This is a genomic window from Atribacter laminatus (genome assembly GCF_015775515.1).
GTDB classification, from domain to species: domain Bacteria; phylum Atribacterota; class Atribacteria; order Atribacterales; family Atribacteraceae; genus Atribacter; species Atribacter laminatus.
Window position 1 is genome coordinate 2,790,033 of sequence record NZ_CP065383.1, and the last position, 22,102, is coordinate 2,812,134.

At 39.7% G+C, this 22,102-nt stretch carries 24 protein-coding genes; 7 read left to right on the forward strand and 17 right to left on the reverse strand.

All coding sequences use genetic code 11. The features are described from left to right. Positions 1–2 precede the first annotated feature (2 nt). From RT761_RS12480 to RT761_RS12510, 7 genes are all read left to right on the forward strand, one after another. Positions 3–470 (forward strand): regulatory protein RecX, encoded by a 468-nt coding sequence (locus tag RT761_RS12480; RefSeq protein WP_218111749.1) that lies wholly within the window; start codon positions 3–5, stop codon positions 468–470. Positions 471–658: 188 nt separating this feature from the next. Then, on the forward strand, positions 659–2,200 hold the full coding sequence (gene rny, locus RT761_RS12485; RefSeq protein WP_218111750.1) for a ribonuclease Y: 1,542 nt from the start codon (positions 659–661) through the stop codon (positions 2,198–2,200). A 12-nt stretch (positions 2,201–2,212) separates the two neighbouring features. Continuing rightward, a complete protein-coding gene (locus tag RT761_RS12490) occupies positions 2,213–2,986 on the forward strand; it encodes a TIGR00282 family metallophosphoesterase (protein WP_218111751.1) in 774 nt (257 codons plus the stop codon). A gap of 46 nt (positions 2,987–3,032) precedes the next feature. Next, positions 3,033–3,299: a stage V sporulation protein S gene (locus tag RT761_RS12495; RefSeq protein ID WP_218111752.1), complete on the forward strand. Its 267-nt coding sequence runs from the start codon at positions 3,033–3,035 to the stop codon at positions 3,297–3,299. Between the two features lie 86 nt (positions 3,300–3,385). Continuing rightward, positions 3,386–4,717: a tRNA (N6-isopentenyl adenosine(37)-C2)-methylthiotransferase MiaB gene (gene miaB / locus RT761_RS12500; RefSeq protein WP_218111753.1), complete on the forward strand. Its 1,332-nt coding sequence runs from the start codon at positions 3,386–3,388 to the stop codon at positions 4,715–4,717. Beyond that, entirely contained in the window at positions 4,695–5,666 is a 972-nt protein-coding gene (gene miaA / locus RT761_RS12505; RefSeq protein ID WP_218111754.1) for a tRNA (adenosine(37)-N6)-dimethylallyltransferase MiaA, read from the forward strand. The genes miaB and miaA overlap by 23 nt, the downstream gene beginning before the upstream one ends. Then, positions 5,659–5,967 (forward strand): DUF1844 domain-containing protein, encoded by a 309-nt coding sequence (locus RT761_RS12510; protein WP_218111755.1) that lies wholly within the window; start codon positions 5,659–5,661, stop codon positions 5,965–5,967. Before miaA ends, RT761_RS12510 begins: the two co-directional genes overlap by 8 nt. Positions 5,968–6,032: 65 nt before the next feature. Here the strand turns inward: RT761_RS12510 and hflX are convergent, their stop codons facing one another. The 17 genes from hflX to ispH form a co-directional block, all read right to left on the reverse strand. Beyond that, a complete protein-coding gene (gene hflX, locus RT761_RS12515; RefSeq protein WP_218111756.1) occupies positions 6,033–7,334 on the reverse strand; it encodes a GTPase HflX in 1,302 nt (433 codons plus the stop codon). Further along, positions 7,318–7,995 carry a glycosyltransferase family 2 protein gene (locus tag RT761_RS12520; RefSeq protein ID WP_218111757.1) on the reverse strand — a complete coding sequence of 226 codons (678 nt, stop codon included), beginning with the start codon at positions 7,993–7,995 and terminating at the stop codon, positions 7,318–7,320. The genes hflX and RT761_RS12520 overlap by 17 nt, the downstream gene beginning before the upstream one ends. An 8-nt stretch (positions 7,996–8,003) precedes the next feature. Continuing rightward, complete coding sequence (gene proS, locus RT761_RS12525; RefSeq protein WP_218111758.1) at positions 8,004–9,257, reverse strand: proline--tRNA ligase; 1,254 nt, start codon at positions 9,255–9,257, stop codon at positions 8,004–8,006. Positions 9,258–9,271: 14 nt separating this feature from the next. Then, positions 9,272–10,345 (reverse strand): flavodoxin-dependent (E)-4-hydroxy-3-methylbut-2-enyl-diphosphate synthase, encoded by a 1,074-nt coding sequence (gene ispG / locus RT761_RS12530; protein ID WP_218111759.1) that lies wholly within the window; start codon positions 10,343–10,345, stop codon positions 9,272–9,274. Further along, on the reverse strand, positions 10,342–11,391 hold the full coding sequence (gene rseP, locus RT761_RS12535) for an RIP metalloprotease RseP (protein WP_218111760.1): 1,050 nt from the start codon (positions 11,389–11,391) through the stop codon (positions 10,342–10,344). Before rseP ends, ispG begins: the two co-directional genes overlap by 4 nt. Further along, a complete protein-coding gene (locus tag RT761_RS12540; RefSeq protein ID WP_218111761.1) occupies positions 11,385–12,545 on the reverse strand; it encodes a hypothetical protein in 1,161 nt (386 codons plus the stop codon). The genes rseP and RT761_RS12540 overlap by 7 nt, the downstream gene beginning before the upstream one ends. A gap of 1 nt (position 12,546) precedes the next feature. Then, on the reverse strand, positions 12,547–13,356 hold the full coding sequence (locus RT761_RS12545) for a phosphatidate cytidylyltransferase (protein WP_218111762.1): 810 nt from the start codon (positions 13,354–13,356) through the stop codon (positions 12,547–12,549). 3 nt (positions 13,357–13,359) lie between these two features. Further along, the gene (gene uppS / locus RT761_RS12550) at positions 13,360–14,088 is read right to left on the reverse strand and encodes a polyprenyl diphosphate synthase (RefSeq protein ID WP_218111763.1); all 729 of its coding nucleotides are present in this window, start codon (positions 14,086–14,088) and stop codon (positions 13,360–13,362) included. Continuing rightward, positions 14,052–14,618 (reverse strand): ribosome recycling factor, encoded by a 567-nt coding sequence (gene frr / locus RT761_RS12555; RefSeq protein WP_218111764.1) that lies wholly within the window; start codon positions 14,616–14,618, stop codon positions 14,052–14,054. The genes uppS and frr overlap by 37 nt, the downstream gene beginning before the upstream one ends. Beyond that, a complete protein-coding gene (pyrH, locus tag RT761_RS12560; protein WP_218111765.1) occupies positions 14,618–15,352 on the reverse strand; it encodes a UMP kinase in 735 nt (244 codons plus the stop codon). Before pyrH ends, frr begins: the two co-directional genes overlap by 1 nt. A 1-nt stretch (position 15,353) precedes the next feature. Further along, entirely contained in the window at positions 15,354–15,950 is a 597-nt protein-coding gene (gene tsf, locus RT761_RS12565) for a translation elongation factor Ts (protein WP_218111766.1), read from the reverse strand. After that, a complete protein-coding gene (gene rpsB, locus RT761_RS12570) occupies positions 15,947–16,828 on the reverse strand; it encodes a 30S ribosomal protein S2 (protein WP_218111767.1) in 882 nt (293 codons plus the stop codon). The genes tsf and rpsB overlap by 4 nt, the downstream gene beginning before the upstream one ends. A gap of 178 nt (positions 16,829–17,006) precedes the next feature. Next, complete coding sequence (gene hslU, locus RT761_RS12575; protein WP_218111768.1) at positions 17,007–18,404, reverse strand: ATP-dependent protease ATPase subunit HslU; 1,398 nt, start codon at positions 18,402–18,404, stop codon at positions 17,007–17,009. Positions 18,405–18,446: 42 nt separating this feature from the next. After that, a complete protein-coding gene (gene hslV / locus RT761_RS12580; RefSeq protein WP_218111769.1) occupies positions 18,447–18,980 on the reverse strand; it encodes an ATP-dependent protease subunit HslV in 534 nt (177 codons plus the stop codon). After that, complete coding sequence (gene xerA, locus RT761_RS12585) at positions 18,981–19,919, reverse strand: site-specific tyrosine recombinase/integron integrase (protein ID WP_218111770.1); 939 nt, start codon at positions 19,917–19,919, stop codon at positions 18,981–18,983. Continuing rightward, positions 19,885–21,234: a ribosome biogenesis GTPase Der gene (gene der, locus RT761_RS12590; protein ID WP_218111771.1), complete on the reverse strand. Its 1,350-nt coding sequence runs from the start codon at positions 21,232–21,234 to the stop codon at positions 19,885–19,887. The genes xerA and der overlap by 35 nt, the downstream gene beginning before the upstream one ends. A gap of 10 nt (positions 21,235–21,244) precedes the next feature. Next, complete coding sequence (gene ispH, locus RT761_RS12595) at positions 21,245–22,102, reverse strand: 4-hydroxy-3-methylbut-2-enyl diphosphate reductase (RefSeq protein WP_218111772.1); 858 nt, start codon at positions 22,100–22,102, stop codon at positions 21,245–21,247.

Genomic DNA, 22,102 nt, shown 5'->3' on the forward strand with positions numbered 1-22,102 from the left:
TGATGAAGAGAAAACTGACTGTAGAAGAAAGGATTGTTCGACTAATTAGTAAAGCCTGGTATACCAAAAAAAAGCTTAGAGGGAAGTTAATATCAGAAGGATACCCGGAAAACGATGTTGAAGAAGCCCTTCAGGCTTTTGAACAAGATGGATATATCGATGATGAATTTTTTATGAAAACCTATTTGGAAGGGAAAAGAAACAGCAACCCCCGTGGTTACTGGGCTTATAAAACTGAATTGGAACGATTGGGTATCGAAAAAGATTTACTTGAACAATTTCGATCTATCTATTATCCTCCTTCCGAAGAAGTCAAAGATGGAATTGAACTGATCCGAAAATGGTTTCAACAAGGGGAAACCAGTCGTGATCGAATAATCCACCGCTTATCGCGAAAAGGGTTCAGTTATGATATTGCCGAATGGTCATGGGATCAATTTCAAGCTAATCGGGAAGGGGAGTTATCTTGACTTGATCTTTACCCATCGGTAAAATATTCTCTATGCAGTTTTTTAACATAGCTTTGAATGAGTACAAAATTTTATTTCATTGAAAAGAAGAAAAATCCAAAAATTCTTTAAACATCGAATAGAATCAGTCAATACCCATCAGGCTTTTTATTCGTACTTTGAAAATTGAATAAGGGGTGATCGCACAAATGTTGCTTGTATATATATTAATAGGTATTGTGGTCGGAGTCGGGTTAGGATTTAAAACCGGCATGGCTTTTAAGCTGAAACAGATGCAACAGAAAAAAGAAGATGTGGAGCAAAAAATCCAAGAAATGCTTCAAGATGCCAATCGTGAAGCCGAAACAATAAAAAAAGAGGCCTTACTGAGCTCTAAAGAACAAGTTATTCGAGAAAAACAAGCCTTAGAAGAAGAAATAAGGAAAAAAAGAAAAGATTTACAGGGTTTTGAGGCCCGCTTGTTGAGAAGAGAAGAAATGTTAGAAAGGCGAAGCGAGCAGATTGAAAAAAGAGATAATCATCTTCAAAAAATCACAGAAGACGCAGAAAAAATGCTTATAGAAGTGGAAGAAATGAAGGCAAAAGAAGTGGAAGAACTGGCTCGAATTGGCGGATTAACCATTGAAGATGCCCGTGAAGAATTGCTGGATCGGTTAGAAAAAACTCTGGCGTTTGAAACCGGCTTAAAAATAAAAGAAGCGGAAGAAAACGCGAAGAAAGAAGCGGAAAAAAACGCTCGTCATATCGTTGTTCAAGCAGTGCAGCGATACGCTGCTGAATACACCGCAGAAAACACTGTCTCAATTGTTAGTTTACCGAATGATGACATGAAAGGACGCATAATCGGTAGAGAAGGAAGAAATATTCGGACTTTTGAAATGATGACTGGAGTTGATCTCATTATCGACGATACTCCTGAAGCAGTTATCATTTCTTCCTTTGATCCTATCCGTCGTGAAATTGCTCGTATTGCTTTGGAAAAACTAATCTTAGATGGTCGTATTCACCCAGCGCGGATCGAAGAGCTTATTGAACGAGCAAAAACCCAGGTTGAAGAAAAAATAATCCAAGAGGGTGAGCAGGCTCTTTTTGACACTGGGATGAAAAATGTCAATTCTGATTTGGTAAAGCTTTTAGGAAAGCTTTACTATCGAACCAGCTATGGGCAAAATGTACTCCAACACTCTAAAGAAGTAACCCATTTCGCCGGGATTATGGCTTCTGAACTGGGAATAAATGTCAATCTTGCTAAAAGAGCTGGTCTGCTTCATGATATTGGGAAGTCTTTGGATCATGAAATCGAAGGACCGCATGCCAAAATCGGAGCTGAATTAGCAGAACGTTATGGCGAAAAATGGGAAATCGTTCATGCCATAGAAGCACATCATAACGACATCGAACCACAAACCATTGAAGCTGTTTTGATTCAAGCTGCTGATGCCATATCAGCTTCAAGACCAGGAGCTCGTCGGGAAAGCTTAGAAGCCTATATCAAAAGGTTGGAGCAATTGGAAAAAATATCTAATTCTTTTGATGGTGTTGAGAAATCCTATGCCATTCAGGCAGGCCGAGAAGTTCGAATTATTGTCAAGCCCGAGAAAGTGGACGATGCTCTTTCAGCAAAGTTAGCTTATGATATCGTCAAGAAAATCGAAAAAGAGCTTGAATATCCAGGCCAAATTAAAGTTACTGTCATTCGTGAGACCCGAGCTGTAGAGTATGCCAAGTAGGAGGAAAGCACTTTGAGATTTCTCATCATAGGAGATGTTATCGGAAAACCGGGTCGAAAAATAGTTGGAGAAAAAATTAAAGCTATAAGAAAGTCTCAGAATATCGACGCAGTAATCGTTAATGGTGAAAATTCAGCTGGAGGGCTGGGTATCACCCCCGAAACAACCGAGGAATTACTTGGATTTGGAATAGACGTAATTACCACTGGTAATCACATCTGGGATAAAAAAGAGATCCTTCCTTATATTGATAGTCAATTGAGGTTATTACGTCCTTTGAATTATCCACCTGGTGTTCCAGGAAATGGATCGGTTATTCTTAAAAATAACCAAAGAAAATGGGCAGTCCTCAATTTAAGCGGTCGGGTTTTTATGTCACCACTGGATTGTCCTTTTCAAGCCCTTGATAAAGAATTAGAAATAATAAAAAAAGAAACCAATATTATTCTGGTTGATTTTCATGCTGAGGCAACATCAGAAAAAATTGCTTTTGGATGGTATTGTGACGGCCGGGTTTCTTGTGTCGTTGGAACACATACCCATGTAGTTACTGCCGACGAGAAAATACTACCCAGTGGAACCGCTTATATCACTGATATTGGTATGACTGGAGCTCATCATTCGGTAATCGGTATTGAAACCAAGCAAATATTAAGTCGCTTTTTGACCCAAATACCAGTTCGGTATACTGTTGCCAAAGAGAATATAATTCTGAACGGTGTAATTGTAGAAGTTGATGATCAAACTGGGAAATCGGTTTCCATCACACGATTTAGTTTGAGTTGAAGCGTATTTTATTTTATTTTGACTTCAACAAGGAGGATATTCAAAGGTGGATGTACTGAAGGTTTCTTCAAAATCGAATCCAAATTCAGTTGCAGGAGCTCTTTCTGGAATCATTCGAGAAAAACAAATAGTTGAAATACAAGCAGTAGGGGCTGGTGCTGTCAATCAAGCAATTAAAGCCATCTCTATTGCTCGTGGATTTCTTGCTCCTAATGGAATTGATCTGGTGTGTATTCCAGCCTTCACCGACATCATTATAGATGGTGAGGAAAGAACTGCTATTAAATTAATTATAAAACCTTGGAATAAGTAAATCTTGTTTGAATAATAAAGCCTGTACCATAAATAAAATGTATTGTGTACAGGCTTTATTATTTATCAAATTGAGTAGAAGGTTCAATGATGACCAACACAACTTTTTTTATCGAAACCTATGGATGTCAAATGAATAAAAGCCGCAGTGAACATATTGCCCAGGTTATGATTCAAAATGGATATCAACTGATCGAAGATAAAAAAAGAGCTGATATTTTATTGTTTAATACCTGTGCCGTGCGGGAACACGCTTCAGAAAAAGCCATTAGCAATATTCAAAAAACCATTAAAGACCTTAATAAAACGTCTCGATATCCAATTATTGTAATTTTTGGTTGTTTAAGTCAATTCCTAAAAAACCGTCTCGTACAAAGAGTACCCGGAGCTCAAATAGTGATTGGAACTTCAAATATCGATCATATTCCTCAATTTATTGAAGAACATACCAGAAAAAAAAAGAAAATATTGGATTTCAACCTGCCATCATCTTCTCAGGTTTTTGACGAAAGTGGTTATCTCCGAAACTCTTCACATATATCTGCTTATTTACCTATCACATATGGCTGCGACAATTTTTGTAGTTACTGTGTTGTCCCGTATACCACCGGTCCCCAAAGAAGTAAACCATTACGGACCATCCTGACCGATATCGAGAAAATTATCCAAGATGGATACAAAGAAATCATCCTTTTAGGCCAAAATGTGAATAGCTATGGATTAGACTTAGACTTAAAAAATGGCTTTGAAGTTCTTTTACAAGCTATTGAACAAAATTTTCATAATTCATCGTTCTGGATTCGCTTTTTAACCTCTCATCCTAAAGATATGCGGCCTTCCATTGTTGACATCGTAAAGAATTCGTCTATAATGGCTCATTATTTCCATCTTCCTATTCAATCGGGTTCAGATCGTATTTTGTCTGCTATGAATCGGGGTTATACCCGAGATCATTACCTAAAATTAGCAAAGTACATCCGACAAAACCTGCCTGATTCGGGAATCGGGACCGATATGATTGTTGGTTTTCCCGGTGAAACTGAAAGGGATTTTTTGGATACTCTTAATATCGTTCAAGAAGTCCATTTTGATCAGGCTTACACCTATATTTATTCTTCCCGATCAGGAACTGCTGCTTATCAGCTTCCCGATCATCTTCCTTTGGCAGAAAAGAAAAAACGGCTTCAATTTCTTAATCAAACTCTTTCTGATATCCATCAAATAAAATTATCGAACTGGGTCGGTAAAAAAACCAAGATTTTGATTGATCAAATTGAAGGAATGAATTCTTCAGGGAGAACGACTGATAACCAAAGAATCTATCTTCCTAATACAAATTTTATTCTTGGACAAGTTATCTCAGTCGTCGTGATCAAGACTTTGAAAGGAAAACTTTATGGAGAATTGGTTCTTTCCTGATACTTCGCGTCCCATACCAATCCTTGGTTTGGTTGGTCCAACCGCCAGCGGAAAAACCGATCTTTCCTTTCTTCTTGCTCAGAAATTAGAAAAGGTGGAATTGATTTATGCTGATTCTATGGCTATTTATAAATATTTAAGCATTGGTACTGCAAAACCTACAATAGAGCAGAGACGTCTAATTCCCCATCATCTAATCGATATCCTTGAGCCAGATCAAATTTGGAGTTCCTTTCGTTTTCGCACCGAGGCTTTCCGCTTTATTTGGGAATGTTTAGAAAGACATTCTCTTCCAGTTATCATTGGTGGTACCGGTTTTTACTTAAAAAGTCTATATGAGCCTTTCGTTCCTCAAGGAAGTCCCTCTCATCCCCGATTGCGACTCATTTTTGAAGGTTATTCCAACCCTCAGCTTTTTGCTCGTCTGGTAGCCATTGACCCTCCCCGTGCTTCCCAAATTGGTAAAAATGATCGGAAACGTTTGATTCGTGCTTTAGAAATTTACCACCAAACTAATAAGCCTCCAACTTTCTTCAAAAAATTTCCATCAAAAGCCAAAATCCCTTTCCAATTTATTTTTTTCGGTCTTGACTACAAGAAAGTAGATCTCAAAAGAAGAATTATTGAAAGAACTCAGTATATGATAAAAGAGGGGCTCATCCAAGAAGTCCAAGACATTTTATCAAAAGGTTTTTCTCTAAATGTTCCTGCTTTAAATAATTTTACTTATGGACCGGTAGTTCAATACCTACAAGGTGGTATAACTATCCAACAAATGGAAAAACTGATTACTATAGGAACTTTTCAATATTTAAAAAGACAATTTACTTGGTTTCGGAAAGCTCCAATTCGCTGGATTTCTATTGAGGGGAAAAATCCCGATATAATAAGTGATGAAATTATTCATACATTTTTATCCTATTTCAAAGGAGGTCAGTCAAATGAATGAAAAGAACCATGAAAAGATACCGCCTCAAAAAATTTCTGATTTAGGGTATTACTTTTTAAATGTACTGCAGGCAAAAGCCTGGCAATATTTAGGGCTATTGGTTCATCCTGAAAACGGAGAAACGCTGGTTGATTTGAAAGAAGCTCATCGTGCCATCGATCTCTTTGAACTTATTTTTGAAAATTTAAAGAATGATTTTGCCCCATCAATCAAAAAAGAAATGGAAATGCATCTGACGAATTTACAGCTCAATTACGTGGAAAAAGTAAAAAAAGAAGGGGAACAAAGCGAAAAGAAATAAATTTTACATAATATACCTTATGGGAACCACTATCGAAATCCAACTGGCTTCTTTTCAAGTCCTTTTTAAGATGAAAAATTTAGCTGACGGATTCGGCCAGTGGCTTCCTTAGAAATCGAACAACGAACTTCAACCATGCCATCGATTCGAAATTCAATATTTTCAATATAGCCGTGATGGTATATCTCTTTTTCGATTTGAGGAAGATTTCGGTAGCTTACTGTGAGGTTCAAACTTTCACGATTGCTTTTCAACAGTTTACCGATCGTCTCGATGAGGTTTTCAATACCATTTTTTTTCTCAGCTGATATCATAACATATGGATTATCATCAAATATATCTCTTGAAATAACCGGTACCGGTTCAACCTGATCAATCTTATTAAAAACGATAATCTTAGGTCGGCACGCTATAGCCATATTTTGCAAGATGCGGTTTATCACCTTATGGTGTTCGGGATAACTGGGATCGGATAAGTCTAAAACCTCGAGAAGACAATCGGCGTCATTAATCTCATCGAGAGTGGCTCGAAAAGCATCAATAAGCGTTTCTGGCATTTCCCGGATAAACCCTACTGTATCGGTAAAAATGACCGATCCAATCCCCGGCAAAAATGCCTTCCGGGCTGTAGGGTCAAGAGTGGCAAACAATCGGTCCTCGACATAAGCATGAGCATCGGTAAGACTATTTAAGAGCGTCGACTTCCCGGCATTGGTATATCCAACGATGGCAACAATGGGGAGATTCTTTTTTATCCGAAGGTTTTTCCGTACTTCACGATATCGATTTACTTTATTTAGTTCTTTTTTAAGCTGTCCAATTTTTTGTTTAATGCGTCTTCTTTCAGTTTCTATTTTTTGTTCCCCGGGTCCACGGGTACCAATACCACCACCCAAGCGGGACATTTCAACTCCCTTCCCGGATAACCGACTGAGTTCATACTGAAGTGATGCCACTGTAACTTTAATCTTTCCTTCCGAAGAACGGGCTCGTGCGGCAAAAATTCGGTGGATAAGGGCTATCTTGGTATAAACCTTCACATTAAGGGCTTTTTCGAGGTTTTTTTGCTGTGAAGGAGATATTTCGGTATCAATAATCACACCGCGAATTTCAGGATTTTTCTGCAGAAAAACTTTAATTTCTTCAACCTTTCCCTTGCCCAAATAATAATGAGGAAAAGGATGAAAAATGTTTACCTCCCAAATCTCCGTCAATTGAAAGCCTGCACTGCGAGAAATCTCCAGTAATTCCTGACGAATACCGTCCGCTCCCATATTCGTCTGGCTACCATGACCACTACAAACAATACCAAGGGTTTTAATGAATAATCTTCGACTATTCAGAGCTCTATCAGCCTCCTCCTCCATACGAGTTTTTCAAGATTTCCCAATACATTTTGACTCGATGACGAAATCCTTTCATCAAGCCCATTTTCTCTTCCTTCATCACATGAGTCAATCCAGGCAGCTTCACCAATTTCATGGTCACACCGTTTTTTCGAATATATCGGTTCATAGCAACTTCAACTCCGTATCGGGATACTTCCAGATCGGATATGTTTTGGATGACATCGGTTCGTATCGCCCGTTGTCCTGATAATAACGGAGCAATTTTCTGAGCAAAATCGGTGGCAAAACGCCCTTCTTCAAACACCCCAATGGTTACATCGGCTTCTCTTTCGGTAACTGGGTGAACCAAGCTCAACACATGACTTTCTTCTAACCCAACTAAATCCGCGTCTAATAAAAGAACTACATCGGTTCGTATGTACTCTAACCCCCGGTAAAGAGCACCGCCCTTCCCTACATTACTAATTAAATCAACAACCTCAACATTACGACTTCGAGCAATATCTACCGTTCGATCGGTTGATCCATCGCTCACCACCACAATCTGCTCAATAACGGGCACTCTTTTCAGGACATCAATAATCGGTCCGATAGTTTTTTCTTCATTGTAAGCAGCAATAATTGATGTAATTCGGTGGTTCTTATTGTTTAATTGGTTCATTTCGGTTTGATCTTTCATGTTGATTCCTACAAAATAACCAATTCATCCTTAATTTTTTTTATCACTGATACCAACTGCTCCCGGGTACACTCTATCCTCTTTCCATTTGAACGTATTTTAATTTCCAAAGTGCCATTTTTCAAGGCTTTTTCACCAACAATCACCTGAATTGGAAAACCAATCAAATCAGCTTCTTTGAATTTATATCCTGCTGAAACTTCTCGATCATCCCAGATTGTCTCATACCCTTGATGAGCAAGCTGCTGGGAAATGCTTTCGGCTAGTTCCATACCGGCTTGATTTTTTAATTTTACCGGTATAATGATTATCTCGTAGGGAGCGATATTCCAAGGCCATTTTATTCCATTTTCGTCGTGATTGGCTTCAATTGCTGCAGCCATAGTTCTTCCAATGCCGATTCCATAGCATCCCATAATCAAAGGTTTTTCTTTCCCATCCTGGTCAACAAAATAGGCTTTCATCGATTCCGAATATTTCGTTCCCAACTGAAAAATGTGGCCAACTTCAATACCTCGCTTTTCCTCCATACCAGCATGGCATTCTGGACAATCACTGATCTCCTGGGTTGAGGCAACCAAACACTTTGGACATCTCATCACTTTTTCTTCCCCAGAATCGGCAATAATAAGAAATTCGTGAGAAACATCTCCACCGATTACCCCCGAATCAGCTCTCACTGCTATATATTCTAAACCACAAGACGCAAATATTTTTGAGTAGGCATCATACATTTTTTGGTAACTCACCTTTAATCCCTCATAATCCCGATCGAAGCTGTACAAATCCTTCATAATGAATTCTCGAGACCGCATCACTCCAAACCGAGGTCGGATTTCATCTCGAAATTTCGTCTGGATTTGATACAACAGCAAAGGGAGCTGGCGATAGGAGCGAATCTCTTTCCGAGCTATATCGGTGATCACTTCTTCATGGGTTGGTCCCAAACAAAAATCTCGTTCTCGACGGTCTTGAAAACGGATCAATTCCGGACCATAAATATCCCAGCGCCCGGTTTCTTTCCAAAGTTCTCCAGGTTGAAGGGCGGGTAACAAAAGTTCCTGACCATCAGCATGGTTCAGCTCTCGACGAACAATATTCATGATTTTTTCCAAAGAACGCAAACCCAAAGGAAGGATATTATATATTCCCGATGAAAGTTGCCTGATCATTCCTGCCCGCAGCATTAAGCTATGACTGATCACTTCGGCTTCGGCGGGATTCTCTTTCAGTGTTGGAGCAAACAAAGCTGACATTTTCAAAGCGTATTTTCCTCCTATTTTTTCACCATTGGATTGGATACCATCAATTGTAATTGTTTTACCAGTTCACTCAAAGCATCCTGTTGATGCATGGTTTTAACTACTTTACCTTGAACAAAAAGGAGCGCGGTTGATTTTCCAAAAGCTAACCCTAAATCAGCCTCCTTTGCTTCTCCCGGACCATTCACCTCACACCCCATGATTGCTAATTTTATGGGGAAGGGAGATGATATCATCTGGACTGCTTCTTTTATTTCTCTAACAAATGATACCACATCTCCTCTGGTTCGAGCACAGGTCGGACAGGAAATTACTTCAATTCCTTTTTGCCGTAGTCCCACTCCTTGAAGTATTTGGACCGCAACTTGGGATTCAAGAACCGGATTGGGTGAAGTGAGTGAAACGCGTATATTATTCCCTATCCCTTTTTGGAGGATTGTACTTAAAGCAATTGTCGACTTAATGATTCCTTCAAATCCCTCACCAGCTTCAGTCAGTCCGACATGTAAAGGATAAGAAAAAGCGTCAGCTAAGCGTTCATAAATCTCAATTGTTTCATTAATATCGGTTGATTTGGCAGAAAGAATAATTCGGTGAAAATCATTTTTCTGTGGGATTTCAATCATTTCGATTATACTATCAAGGAGTGCCTCCACTCTCCCCTTTTTCTGGAGATGAGAGGGGAGCGAGCCGGTATTGGCACCTAGTCGAAGCACACCATTTCTTGCTTTCATTCTCTCAATAAGCTGTTGGTATTGGAGCCGATTTTTCCAAGTTCCAGGATTAACTCGAATTCCATCAATACCTGCTTCGACTGCCTTAAGAGCAATGATCGGCGAAAAATGGATATCGGCTACGAGAGGAAGGGGTGAATGCTTTTTCAGCTGTATGATGCCGGACAAAGCTCCTTCATCGGGTACGGCAATTCGAAAGCAGTCACTTCCAGCTGCTGCTGCGGCACAAATTTCATTCAAACATTCATCAACTCGTCCTGGGTAAACTCTCCCCATAGACTCTACCGAAACCGATGAACGTCCACCAATAGCAAGAGAACCAAGAAAGACTTGGAAAGTTTTTTCTCGCTTCATTTTCCGGTAACTATTCTTAGAACATCCTGATAGGTAACGAATATTGCCATCAAAATGATAAATAAAAATCCAATCATATAGAAAAATCCAATTTTACTTGGATCCATCGGTTTCCCCCGGATTTTTTCATAAAGAAAAAGCAAAAGATGACCTCCATCTAATGCCGGAATTGGCAATAAATTAAAAAGGGCTAAAGCCACGCTAATCAATGCCGAAAAATAAAGCAAATTTAAAAACCCATAACTGGCAGCTTGCCCCGACATTCGAGCAATTCCAACAATACCAGTCACTTCCATTGGAACCCGTCCCATTACCATATACAGTAAACCAAGGAAGCTCACAACGAACCATTCTATCACCGAAGAAACACTTTTATAAAAGGCAACGAAAGGATTTACTCGACGATTTTCAACTCCATAAACAATACCAATCAAGAAACGTTTTTCATCTTCATCCCAACGAGGGACTAACTGCACTTCAATCTCTGTTTGTTCTCGTAAAACGGTTAAAGATAATTCTTGTTCACCGTTAAGAGCGATTTGATTGGATAAATCCTCCATTTTCTCGATAGTTTTCCCATTAATCGAAGTAATAACGTCTCCAGGCAATATCCCGGCACTTTGAGCTGGACTATTTTCGATAACTTGTTGAATTTTTAAACTGCTGGTAGGTACGCCCAAAAAACTAAAAACCAAAAAAACTAAAATAATCGATAAAAACAGGTTCATGGCAGGTCCCCCTGCCACAATGAGACTTCTTTGATAAATTGGCTTTTTATCGAAACGCTCAGCATCAGGAACACTTGCTTCACTATACCCTTCAATGAGCGTTTCTTCCATCCCGGCCATTTTGGTAAATCCACCCAGCGGAAAAGCTCGAATCGAATACTCAGTATCCCCTTTTTGCGTCGACCAAAGTTTTGGTCCATACCCTATGGCAAATTTTAAAACTCTAACCTTAAACCATCGAGCAAAAATAAAATGACCGAATTCATGGCAGAGAACTAATAACCCAATAACAAATATAGTAGCCAGGATAGTCAACATTTTAAGGATCTCCTTTGTTGTATCAAGTCCTTTGCGATTTTAAACCCCTGGTTATAGATATAAATAACATCGGATACCGATTGTGGCTTTGCTATTGTTGTTTCCAAGGTTTTTTCCAAAAGAATGGGGATATGATTAAACCCAATTCGGTGACTGAGAAAAGCCTGAACACATGCTTCATCAGCCCCACAAAAGAAAGCTGGATACCCTCCCCCCAAGCGTCCCACTTTGACTGCAAGATAAAAACCCTGGAAACGATCAGGAACCGGATAATCAAAATGCAATTGGTGCAGCTGGGTAAAATCCATTTTATACTCTTCCCAAGGAAAAGTTCTTTCGGTTTTTAAAGCATGCAAAATAACCGATTTCATATCTGGTTTGGAAAGAAGCGCTGTTATAAAGCCGTCTTTTCTCTCGACAAGAGCATGAATCACACTTTCTCTCTGGATGAGAACATCAATTTGGGAATAAGGGAACCGAAAAAGGCAATTGGCTTCAATCACCTCTAACCCTTTATTAATTAAATTGGCCGAATCAACAGTTATCTTCGTTCCCATTTTCCAATTGGGATGAGAGAGAGCCATTTCAGGAGTAATTTCATTCAAATCTCCTTGCCATTCATAAAACGCTCCTCCCGAAGCTGTGAGATAAATCTTGGCAATATGTTCTTGGTTATGGCCTTGAATGAGCTGATGGAGAGCATTATGCTCGCTATCCAATGCAATAATATTTTTATTTTGACTTAAATCTCTTTCGCCTTTCCAAAGCTCGCTTCCGGCAACGATAATTTCTTTGGTGGCCATCCAAATGATCTTATCGGTGTTCAATAAATCATAAAAAAGATCAATCCAGTCAATTCCCGATAAGGCAAAAAATATTCCATCGATAGAATCTCCTAAGAGTATTTCTTTAACCGCATCTCGGTTTTTTAAAACCCTTATTCCCGATTCTTTTAAATCAGAAGCGGCTCTAAAATTCGCTTCAGGATTAGCAAGATAAATCGATGGATTACGAAAAGCTTGGGCTTGTTGAATGAGTTTTTCCCGGTTTATATTCGCAACTAATGTCTTCACTTCAAATTCGGGAAAATAAGAGAGAACATTACAAATCTGCTCTCCCAAATAACCAGTCGATCCAATTACTGCAACTCTCATCTTAACCTCCCCACCAAGTTTGAATAAAATAAATCACTGGGGATACGAAAAAAAAGGAATCAAATCGGTCCAGAAATCCACCGTGACCAGGCAAAAATTGTCCAGAATCTTTTAATTGATATTCTCTCTTCACAGATGACTCAAAGAGATCTCCCAAGAAACCAACCAAAGCTATTATCAATCCAATCAAAAGAGATTGAAATACTGTCCAATGAGAAAGAAAAAATATTTTTAAAAAAAGGGCTCCTCCACAACTCAGGGCTATTCCTCCCCATAATCCCTCCCAGCTTTTTCCAGGACTAATAGCCGGAGCTATTTTATGTTGACCCCACTTTTTACCAACTATATACGCACCAATATCATTTAACCAGACAATGCAGGCAAAACCAACCAGAATCCATCGACCATAATCGAGACCGGTTTTTACCCAAAAAAAAGGAAGCCCGATACAATAGACAATTCCAAATAAGAAAAAACTAACCCGTTCAATTATTCTGGAACGCTCGTAGAAACTCCACCAAACTAAAAGAATAAAGAAAACAAACCAAATAAACGGTGCTGATGAATGAGGATAAAGGAAAGAAAGGTAAAATAAAATTATTGCTATGATGATGAGTACTTTGGTAAATCGGTGTGGAATTTTACAATGGACCATTTGTATATATTCTTGGAAAGCGAAAACCGAAAGAGCAGCAAATACCGCTATCAGGGTTAGGTCATGATACACCATCAAAAACAAGAAAGGAGGCAAGGCTAATAGAATGCTAAAGGTTCTCAGTTTAAATTCCGTCGGCTGGGAAAGTTTGGTCACCTCTTAGCCTAATCCCCCAAATTTTCTTTTTCGGCTGACAAAATCGGCAAGTGCTTGATGATAGTCTCGAGATGAAAAATCAGGCCAAAGAACATCGGTAAAATAGAGCTCACTATAAGCCAACTGCCAGAGTAAGTAATTACTTAAACGTTTTTCTCCACCAGTTCGGATCAAGAGATCGGGATCGGGTTGATTCCCGGTATCGAGATATTGTCGAAAGGAATCTTCATCAATATCTCCTCCCTGATTCAATGAGATCTGAAGGAATTTTTGAAATGCCCTGATTATCTCGTCTCTCCCACCATAATTTAAAGCCAAATTCAAGGTCAAACCCTGATTCCGTTCGGTTAACTTCTCCAGGTTTTCCATTCGCTCAGTCAAATGATCGGGAAAACCCTCTTTTTTCCCTATGAATCGAACTTTTACCTGATTCTGATACAATTCTTCGGCATATCGATCAATTGCCTCAATAAAGATTTGCATCAGTCCCTGAACCTCATTTATTGGTCGCCGCCAATTCTCGGTAGAAAACGAATACAGGGTGAGAAAAGGGATTTTCTCATCCCAGGTTTCTTTAACCACCAATCGAACAGCCTCAACTCCCTGCCGATGACCTTCTAATCTCGGCTTCCCTCGAGTTTGAGCCCAACGACCGTTCCCGTCCATAATAATGGCAACATGATGAATGCCATATTCTAAATACTCATGATTTCCTTTTCTTTTTTCTCCCATATTCCATCTATTTCATTGGTAAATTCATCGGTCATTTTTTGAACTTCTGCCACTGTTTTTTTACTCTCATCCTCAGAAATAACCCCGTCTTTTTCCAACTTTTTAATTCCATCGTTGGCTTCACGCCTTAAGTTGCGTATTGCAACCTTGGCTTCTTCGGCTGTTTTCTTGGTAAACTTGGCAATCTCTTTTCGCCTTTCCTCGGTTAATGGAGGAACATTGATTCGAATAATGTTGGAATCTACCACTGGGTTAAAACCCAAATCGGATTTCCAAATGCCCTTTTCAATCGGTTGAAGGGCATTTTTATCCCAGGGTTGAACAACAATAGTCTTCGCATCAGGTGTATTAATTGATGCTATGGTTTTTAATTCAACCGTGCTTCCATAATAATCAACAACTACATTCTCAATGAGAGCCGGAGTGGCTCGACCGGTTTTCACATGGGACAGTTCATCTCGCAAAACAGCAATAGCCGCTTTCATTCTTTTCTCAATATCCTTTAATAAATCCTTTAATTGTTCTGCCATTATCCTCCCTCCTGAGAAATAAAAGTTCCAATTTTATCGCCTAAAACGACTCTTAAAAGATTGCCAGTTTGGTTAAAGTTAAAAACAATGATAGGAATATTGTTATCCATACACAAAGAAACTGCAGTCGAATCCATGACCTTCAGTCCGAGATTCAGCAAATTAAGATAGCTGATGGTTTCATATTTGACTGCATTCCGGTTGGTTACCGGGTCTGACTCATACACACCATCAACCTTGGTCGCTTTAATAACTGCATCGGCTTTGATCTCAGCAGCTCGGAGAGCAGCTGCAGTATCGGTTGTAAAGTAAGGATTCCCGGTCCCGGCTGCCAAAATGACCACCCGTCCTTTTTCCAAGTGACGAATGGCACGTCTTCGAATATAAGGTTCAGCTACCGCCCTCATTTCGATGGCAGTTTGGACTCGAGTGGGGATATCAGCATTTTCAAGAAAATCTTGAAGAGCTAAGGCATTAATAACCGTTGCCAACATCCCCATATTATCAGCGGTCACTCGGCTTATTCCCCGATCTCCGGCAGTACGCCCTCGAAAGATATTTCCACCACCAACCACAATGGCGATTTCTACCTTTAATTGGTGAACTTGTTTAATCTCTTGAGTAAAATACTCTAATACTCTGTTATCAATACCTGAAGAGAGTGACCCCATCAGCGCTTCACCGGATAACTTTAACAAAATCCGGCGATAAAGCGGCTTCACCTTTTCACCCATGCTATTCTTCACCGAGTTTTAAACGAACAAATCGTTTAATAATTATATTCTCACCCACTTTAGCAATGGTTTCCACCAATAAGTCCTTAATTTTTTTATCACCATCTCGAATGTATTCCTGTTCGAGAAGGCAGTTTGCCTGATAAAACTTATTCAGCTTCCCTTCAACAATTTTCTTTTGGACTGCTTCAGGTTTACCGCTTTCACTAAGCTGAGCTTGGTAGATCTTCTCTTCTTCCTTACGAATATCTTCAGGCACTTCTTCAATCGCTACCCAGCGGGGGGCTTGAGCGGCGATTTGAAGAGTTAATTCTTTGACAAAGTTGACAAATTCTTCAGTACGGGCAACAAAGTCAGTTTCACAATTGACTTCCACCAATACTCCTATCTTCCCGTCAGTATGAACGTAAGAACCGATGAGGCCCTGTTCGGCTGATCGGCTTTGTTTCTTTGCTGCTGTTTCAATTCCCTTCTTACGAAGAAGCTCACAGGCTTTTTCCATATCTCCGTTGGTTTCTTCTAAGGCTTTTTTGCATTCCATGACTCCTGCGCCACTTAGGTTTCTGAGTTCGTAAACTACTTTAGCATCATAGCTCATGGCTGCTCCTCCTTTGCTTCTTCAGTGAGATTTTCATCATTGCTTTCTATTTCTTCCAGTTCAGGGTCCTTGAGCTCTTCTAAAATCGAAAGCGGAGGTTCTTCTTCATCGCTACCAATCGTTACTTCATTTGAAACCGCTGCATCAGTTTCAGGAACAGCTTCTCCTTCAGTAGCAACTTCTTCGCGACCTTCGGTAGCATACTGTTTCCCTTCCATCACGGCATCGGCTATGATGGAAGAAAAGAGACGAATAGCCCGTATGGCATCATCGTTACCGGGTATCACAAAATCGACTTCATCAGGATCACAGTTCGTATCAACTATACCAACGATTGGAATTCCAATACGACGAGCTTCCAATACGGCGTTTCGCTCTCTTCTGGGATCGACAACAAAAACACAATCAGGAACTTTAGACATCTTTCGAATTCCAGTGAGATATTTTTCCAATCGAGTTTTGGTTTTTAAGATTTGCATAATTTCTTTTTTAGGAAGTCGGTTTAAGATACCATTTTCTTCCATTTTTTCAATATGTTCTAATTTATCTATACTCTGCTGAATGGTTACATAATTGGTAAGCATACCACCCAGCCAACGCTGATTTACATAATGCATTCCGCATCGGTTCGCTTCTTGCTCGATCGATTCCTGTGCCTGCTTCTTGGTCCCAACAAAAAGAACCGTTCCACCCTCTTTCGCTAGGTCACGAACAAAATAGTAAGCCTTCTCAGCTAAACCAACGGTTTTTTGTAAATCAATAATGTAAATATTATTCCTTTCGGTAAAAATATAGGGTTTCATTTTTGGATTCCAACGGCGAGTTTGATGACCAAAATGAACCCCAGCTTCCAATAATTGCTTCATGGTAACGATCATAAATAATTCTCCTTCCGGTTTTTTCCTCTGCCGGACCGATGGTTAATCTTTTTGGGAAGATCACCGGAATTTATGTCCGACATGAGAATTTATTCTTATGCTATGCATAAATCGGGCACAGTATATCATGAAAGGGAAAAATATTTCAACCATAATTCCCATTTATCTATAAATGAAGTCATAAAATGTAACGAGTAACATCTTCATCCTGCAAAACATTTTTCAATCGGTCCTGAATATAAGCTTGATCAATAACTACCTCTTTTTCCTTTAAGTTCGGTGCTCTAAAAGAGATATCCTGGAGAACTCGCTCTACTACTGTGTGTAAACGACGTGCACCGATATTTTCCATTTTTTGATTTAAAATTGAGGATATATGGGCAATTTCGCGTAGCCCTTCATCGGTAAATTGCAATTCGAGTCCTTCGGTAGACAGCAATGCTGTATATTGCTTTACCAAAGAATTGTAGGGCTCTACAACGATACGATAGAGATCTTCTTCACTGAGCGCTGAAAGTTCAACCCGTATGGGAAACCGACCTTGTAATTCAGGAAGTAAATCTGATGGCTTGGTATGGGAAAAAGCCCCAGCAGCAATGAAAAGAATATGGTTGGTACGGACTGGTCCATGTTTGGTAACCACCGTTGAGCCTTCTACGATCGGTAATAGGTCACGCTGAACTCCTCCTCGAGAAACATCGGGACCATGGGTGTCTCTCCCCCCTGGTGAGGCAATCTTGTCGATCTCATCGATAAAAACAATTCCACTTTCCTCGACTCGTCGAACCGCTTCACTTTTAATGTCATCCATATCCAACAACTTTTGAGCTTCTTGATTAAAAAGAATTTCTCGAGCATCTTTAACTTTTACCCGTTTTTTCTTCTTGCGAGTGGGGAAAATGCCTCCAAAAAGACCAGAAAAGTCAATACCCATATTATCTAAACCGCCAACATTAACCACTTCTACCGGCATCGAACTCTCTTCTATCTCGATTTCGATTTCCCGGTCTTCTAACTCACCCTTTCGTAATTTTTCCCGGATTTTTTCTCGAGTTCGTTCTGCTGAAGAAGATGGAGCCGGCCATACCACGTCAACCCGAGGGCTGGTTTCAGAAGAAGGAGGTTCATCAAAATCTTCTGGGGTTACTTTTTTATTAAAAAGAAGGTCTAACAAGCGTTCTTCCACAACCCATCTGGTTTTTCCTTCTTGAGCACTTATTTTTTCACTTTTTACCATTCGTAATGATAACTCAGTCAGATCACGAATAATTGACTCAACATCTCTTCCCACATAGCCAACTTCAGTGAATTTGGTTGCTTCAACCTTCATAAAAGGTGCACCAGTCAATTTTGCAATCCGACGGGCAATCTCAGTTTTACCAACACCAGTTGGGCCAATCATAATGATATTTTTTGGAGTAATCTCCTCAGCCATGTCTTGAGGAAGTAATCTCCGTCGAATCCGGTTACGAAGGGCAACCGCTACAGATTTCTTAGCGTCTTCCTGACCAATAATATATTTATCTAATTCCCGGACAATTTCTTCTGGGGTTAAAAAATCATCAATGTGTTCCATGTCATTCGCTTCCTTTCTTTTTGAAACATCCAACCCCTTGTTTTATTCCAATGTTTCCAAATAGATCTGATCGTTAGTATAAATGCAGATTTCTGCGGCAATTTCCAAAGATCGTCGGGCAATTACCTCTGAATTCATATCGGTATTTCGATATAAAGCTTTTGCAGCAGCTAAAGCATAATTCCCTCCCGAACCAATAGCTGCGATTGACTCGTCGGGTTCGATTACATCTCCCTTTCCGGAAATAATCAATACATGCTCTAAATCCATAGCCAGCAATAGCGCTTCAAGATGTCTGAGAACTTTATCCGTCCTCCACATTTTTGCCAGCTCAATGGCAGCCCGAGCCAGATTACCACTATACGAATTCAATTTTTCTTCAAAACGATCAAGCAAGGTAAGACAATCAGCTCCAGCACCGGCAAAGCCGGCCAAAACCTTTCCCTGATAGAGAGTCCGTATTTTTTTAGCTCCTCTTTTCAAAACTGATTCATTCATGGTTACCTGCCCGTCACAAGCCATTGCTGCTTTTCCATTTCGTAAAACACCAAGAACCGTTGTTGATAGGATCTTCATTTAATCCTCCTTTTTATGGGATCGGGGGTGGGCGTTTTCATAAACCTTTTTCATATTGTCCCAGTTTAAATGGGTGTAAATCTGGGTAGTAGAAAGACTGGAGTGTCCCAGTGCTTCCTGAACAATCCTCATTTCAGCTCCTCCGGAAAGAAAATGGCTGGCAAAACTATGACGAAAAGTATGAGGCGAAGCTTTTTTTACCATCCCAATCTCTGATAAAATTTTATTTAAAATGACCCGTACCCCACGGGTGGTTAAGGGTTGTTGAAGGTAATTTAAAAAAAGCTCTTTTACTGCTCCTTTCGGTTGACGAAATGGAAGATAATCTCTGACCGCCTGAAGAGCTTTCTCGTTAAAGGGGACTATTCTCTCTTTACCACCTTTCCCTAGTACCTTTACGATTTTCTGCTGAAAATTCAAATCGATGGTTTTAAGTCGAACCACTTCTCCTACACGTAAACCAGATGAATAAAGAATTTCAAAGAGTGCCCGATTACGGGCCTGAAGAAAATTCGGTTTTTTTTGGAAATTATCTTCCAAATACGTTAAAAACCGGTTGATTTCCTGTTGAGAAAAAAAGGTAGGAAGGCTTTTTTCTTCTTTGAGCCCTCCGATACCATCACAAGGATTTTTTTGAATTTTCCCTCTCTTTCGTAAATATCGATAAAAGGTTTTTAAAGCCGATAATCGGTTCAACTGCGAAACTCTCATTAAATGAGAAATCGTTTTGAGGAAAGCCATAAAACCGGCAACATCTGAAGTATCAATCTCATCCAGGCTTCTTTGGCTGGTTTTCATTAAAAAAGTACAGAATTGATTCACCACCCGAAGGTAATTTTCAACTGTATGAGCAGAGTAATGGCGCTCCAGCTCCAAATATTCACGAAACTCATCAATCAATTGATTATTTATTTTTAAGCTCGATGGTAATGGGCACACCTTCCCAGTCACCTTCCTGACGAATGATTTTCTCAATACTATGAATACTTCTCTCCAGCTCTCGATCATTTCCTTTAAAATTGGTTAAAAATGAAAAACGAGGGGGAGCATTGAGCTCTTGATATCCATAATAGGTACGGAGGAGTCTTCCTTTCCCCATGCTGATATTTAAATCGTTAATCTTTTCCTTGATCTCTCGATTGATAAAGCTGGTTTTAAGCCGTTGATAATATCGGCTGGCAATGGCTGCAAATTGAGCTAAAAAATGCGGTTTCATATTCCGATCAGTTGCCGACCCAATTAAAACCGTAGCATAATCGAGAAAATTTAATTCGCTCCAAATCCACTTTTTGGTTTCCTCAATCTTTTTTCGAGTCAATCGCTCAGGAATTAAATCCATTTTATTCAGAAAAACCAAACAACATTTTTTTTGCTGAAAAATTTGATTGGCAATGTGCCGATCCTGCTGGCTAATTCCCTCTAAAACATCAAGGATTAATACACACAAATTGGTTTCTGCAATTTTTTCCATGGTCCGCACTGTGGCATAAAAGGCGATATCTTCTTTGATACGTGATTTACGAGCTAAACCGGCTGTATCCACCAGTTGATATCGTCCGTATCCTCCGCTAACCAGAGATGATTCCAAGGGGTCTCGAGTCGTTCCAGGAATTGTGCTCACTATAGATCGGTCACTTTCCAACAGCATATTAAATAAGGTTGATTTTCCAACGTTCGGTTTACCAACAATAGCAATCCGAAAATCATGATGTTCAACAATTAGAGCTTCATCCGATTCAGTATCTCTTTTCAAACGGTTGAAAAGGATGGATTTTAATTGAGGAATTCCATCTCCATGCACTGCCGATATTTGTAAGACGTCATCAAATCCTAAAGCGTAGAAATCCGATAATAAACCTAAATGGGTCATCCCTTCTCTTTTGTTGACGACTGGAATAATAGCATCCTGCACTCGACGTAAACGACTTATTAATTCATGATCAACGCTGGTCATTTCTTCTTTTCCATCAAGAACCAACAAAATACAGTCAGCTTTCTTGATGGCTTCCCAGACTTTTTTTTCCGATTCGGTTTGCAGAAGGTTATCCGGCGAAACAGCTAATTCAATGCCAGCGGTATCGACTAATCGAATCTGAACCCCTTCTATTTCAATGATATTTTCAATAATGTCTCTGGTTACGCCTGGGGTTGAGTCAACAATGGTAATCCTTCGTCCCGAAAGACGGTTGAAGAGCGTTGACTTTCCGACGTTGGTTTTCCCTGCAATAACAACTAATGGTATTTCTCTATTCATATATTTTTCCTTATTGAATTTTTTCCACCAATTCTTTTACTGCACAGTCGGGAGTTGAGGCTCCGCTGACAATCAATATCGTTTGATTCGGTTGAAACCACGACTTTTCCACTTCATTGGGATCTTCAATCCAGATGGTTCGTGGAGCCTGATCTTTGGCCACTAAATAAAGACCCCGGGTATTGGAACTATGTTTCCCTCCTAAAATGATTACTATATCTATTTTTCCGGTCTGGAGATAAGAATTTAATTCATTTTGCCGATGTTCGGTCTCCGGACAAAGAGTATTATAAATTAAACATCGATTGGTTCGGTTTTTTTCCTTTAGCAATCGACAAAAATCCAGATATTGTTGCTGAGGAAAAGTAGTCTGTTCGATAACTGCCAATGGTTTATTTTCTGGTAAGGCATTGAGCTTTTTTCCCCAATCGGTTGAATTCTTTCCTAATACCAATGGCTTACTGCTTAGCTCACTGATTAAGGCTTTAATTTCGGCGTGGTTGGGATCACCAAGGATAATCATGGTATACCCTTTCTTTTCTAATTCACCGGCCAATGACTGAACTTTCCGAACTCGAGGACAGGTGGTATCAACTATGGTAATTCCTTTATCCAAAAGCTTTTTCCTGGTTTTCCGCTCCAAACCATGGGAACGGGTAACCACGGTTATCTTATCTGGTATCCGCTCCACTTCATCTTCCAACCGGGCTCCCTTTTCAACTAACATCTTGACCGCTTGATGATTATGAACTAATTCTCCAAGAAGGTAAACCGGCTGGGGGTTTTTATCAAAAGCCTCTATTGCCATGGTATAGGCTCTTTTTACTCCAGGACAGAAACCAATATGCTTCGCAATCAGAATTTTCAT

Bases quoted from the DNA above. Each gene is read 5' to 3' on its own strand.
- RT761_RS12480 (WP_218111749.1), top strand. From the start codon at position 3: ATGAAGAGAAAACTGACTGTAGAAGAAAGGATTGTTCGACTAATTAGT.
- rny (WP_218111750.1), top strand. From the start codon at position 659: ATGTTGCTTGTATATATATTAATAGGTATTGTGGTCGGAGTCGGGTTA.
- miaB (WP_218111753.1), top strand. From the start codon at position 3,386: ATGATGACCAACACAACTTTTTTTATCGAAACCTATGGATGTCAAATG.
- miaA (WP_218111754.1), top strand. From the start codon at position 4,695: ATGGAGAATTGGTTCTTTCCTGATACTTCGCGTCCCATACCAATCCTT.
- RT761_RS12510 (WP_218111755.1), top strand. From the start codon at position 5,659: ATGAATGAAAAGAACCATGAAAAGATACCGCCTCAAAAAATTTCTGAT.
- hflX (WP_218111756.1), bottom strand. From the start codon at position 7,334: ATGGAGGAGGAGGCTGATAGAGCTCTGAATAGTCGAAGATTATTCATT.
- RT761_RS12520 (WP_218111757.1), bottom strand. From the start codon at position 7,995: ATGAAAGATCAAACCGAAATGAACCAATTAAACAATAAGAACCACCGA.
- ispG (WP_218111759.1), bottom strand. From the start codon at position 10,345: ATGAAGCGAGAAAAAACTTTCCAAGTCTTTCTTGGTTCTCTTGCTATT.
- rseP (WP_218111760.1), bottom strand. From the start codon at position 11,391: ATGTTGACTATCCTGGCTACTATATTTGTTATTGGGTTATTAGTTCTC.
- RT761_RS12540 (WP_218111761.1), bottom strand. From the start codon at position 12,545: ATGAGAGTTGCAGTAATTGGATCGACTGGTTATTTGGGAGAGCAGATT.
- uppS (WP_218111763.1), bottom strand. From the start codon at position 14,088: ATGGGAGAAAAAAGAAAAGGAAATCATGAGTATTTAGAATATGGCATT.
- frr (WP_218111764.1), bottom strand. From the start codon at position 14,618: ATGGCAGAACAATTAAAGGATTTATTAAAGGATATTGAGAAAAGAATG.
- pyrH (WP_218111765.1), bottom strand. From the start codon at position 15,352: ATGGGTGAAAAGGTGAAGCCGCTTTATCGCCGGATTTTGTTAAAGTTA.
- tsf (WP_218111766.1), bottom strand. From the start codon at position 15,950: ATGAGCTATGATGCTAAAGTAGTTTACGAACTCAGAAACCTAAGTGGC.
- rpsB (WP_218111767.1), bottom strand. From the start codon at position 16,828: ATGATCGTTACCATGAAGCAATTATTGGAAGCTGGGGTTCATTTTGGT.
- hslU (WP_218111768.1), bottom strand. From the start codon at position 18,404: ATGGAACACATTGATGATTTTTTAACCCCAGAAGAAATTGTCCGGGAA.
- hslV (WP_218111769.1), bottom strand. From the start codon at position 18,980: ATGAAGATCCTATCAACAACGGTTCTTGGTGTTTTACGAAATGGAAAA.
- der (WP_218111771.1), bottom strand. From the start codon at position 21,234: ATGAATAGAGAAATACCATTAGTTGTTATTGCAGGGAAAACCAACGTC.
- ispH (WP_218111772.1), bottom strand. From the start codon at position 22,102: ATGAAAATTCTGATTGCGAAGCATATTGGTTTCTGTCCTGGAGTAAAA.